Origin of the sequence: uncultured Thiodictyon sp., from assembly GCF_903828115.1 — a bacterium.
Classification (GTDB): Bacteria; Pseudomonadota; Gammaproteobacteria; order Chromatiales; family Chromatiaceae; genus Thiodictyon.
The window spans coordinates 1-1,697 of sequence record NZ_CAIKKU010000769.1 but is presented as its reverse complement, the minus strand read 5'-3'; the positions used below and the strand labels follow the sequence as shown (position 1 = coordinate 1,697).

At 57.0% G+C, this 1,697-nt stretch carries 2 pseudogenes; both read left to right on the top strand.

Features of this window, described 5'->3' with window-relative positions:
* Nucleotides 1–1,020 (top strand): annotated as a pseudogene (locus tag QZY48_RS28210) (hypothetical protein); the annotation flags it as partial.
* 14 nt (nucleotides 1,021–1,034) lie between these two features.
* A pseudogene (locus tag QZY48_RS28205) lies at nucleotides 1,035–1,385 on the top strand (phosphoadenosine phosphosulfate reductase family protein); the annotation flags it as partial.
* Nucleotides 1,386–1,697: the final 312 nt, after the last annotated feature.

Below are 1,697 nucleotides of genomic sequence, written 5' to 3'. Positions count from 1 at the left end.
GCGGGTGGCGAATCCTGCAACCCGCTGAATCGCAGCCTCCCAAGTGCCTATTGTTGTCGCTTTCCTGCGCCGCGGAGGAAATCTGCCAGTGCCAATATTCTATCCCAAAAAGCGGGAAACTTTTACTCAGAAATCTCCTTACAGGGTGGGCGCTTGGTCCTGTTCCGCAAATACCTGGAGACGATCGTTGGACGGATTCCGGAGCCCGCCACCCTGCTCGATATCATCCGGCCGCTCGCCAAGTTCATGCGTGCCCTGCCGCCCTATGCCCAAAAGGCATCGCACCTGAGCGGCACCGCCGTGGCAATTCGCGAGACTTTTCCGCGCGCCCGCGGGCCGGCTGCACTCTTGTTTGAGACCCTCCCGCGCGCCTGTGGCACTGCACCCGTTGCGATCACCGACACGGACGAAACCCTGATGGATGAGTATCTGCGCACACTCGTTGCCGGGTTGCGGGAGCTACGCGATGCCTATCCCGGAATGATCGACGACTTCCAGCAAAAACTTGCGCGTGCCTTCGGACTGGATGTCGGGTTGGCACTGGCTCAGCTACGCCAGGCATTGACCGCGCGTTTTCAGGATTTGGATCGCTACGCTGGGGAGAATCAACATGACCTGCGCACCTTCATTCGACGCCTGACTGCCGGGCACCATGACGACCAAGCCTGGTTAGAGTCCGTCATGACGTTGCTCGGCAAGATTCCGCCTCAGAAATGGACCGACGAACAACGCCTTAATGCCAGCAATCATCTTGGCGATCTCACGGTACGTCTGCGCGACCTGGAGACGCTGGACCGGGCCGTCCAGGCACGTCCAGCGGGCGAAGACCGAGAGGTCATACTCCTGCGCACCGTCTCCAGCACGGACGGCGAACGGGCTGGTCGCATCGTCTATATCAATCCTGAACAGCGACCCTTGATCGACGCTCAGGCCGAGCGTATCAACGCCTTATTAGCGAACTTTGAAGACCAAGAGTTGCGGCTTGCTATTATTGCGAAATTGCTTCAGGCAGATACCTAAGTGGGAGTTAGAACATGAGTGAAAAACCGGCTCGACATTTGCTGGGATTATCCGGCGGCAAGGATAGCGCAGCGCTTGCAATCTACATGCGTGACAAAGTTCCGGATATGGAATATTTTTTCGCCGATACTGGGGCTGAGTTACCGGAAACCCTCGAGTTCATCGAGCGCATGGAAGACTATCTGGGACGCAAAGTTGTCCGCATCAATGCGGGACGAGACTTTGACTATTATCTGAAGCTGCATGACAATTTTCTACCTGCTGTGGATCAAAGATGGTGTACGGTTAACCTCAAGATTAAGCCATTCGAGCGATTTGTAGGGGAGGACCAGGCGGTCAGCTATGTCGGAATTCGCGCCGACGAGCCGGAAAGAAAAGGATACATATCACGGAAGCCGAATATAACAGCGCGTTTTCCGTTCCGGGAAGACGGACTAGCCAAGAAAGACATCCTTAAGATACTGGAAGATGCGGGAATCGGGCTCCCGGATTACTATAAATGGAGAAGCCGATCCGGCTGCTATTTCTGCTTTTTCCGTAGCCGTTCAGAGACCCGGCATTGGAGCCGGCAGCGGAGCGGCCGCGCGACCGGCGCGGCGCTCAGCGATCACGCCGGCCAGATAGGGCCACGGCACCTGGCCGCGCTGGCGACAGGTTTCAATCACGCTGGCGAGCAG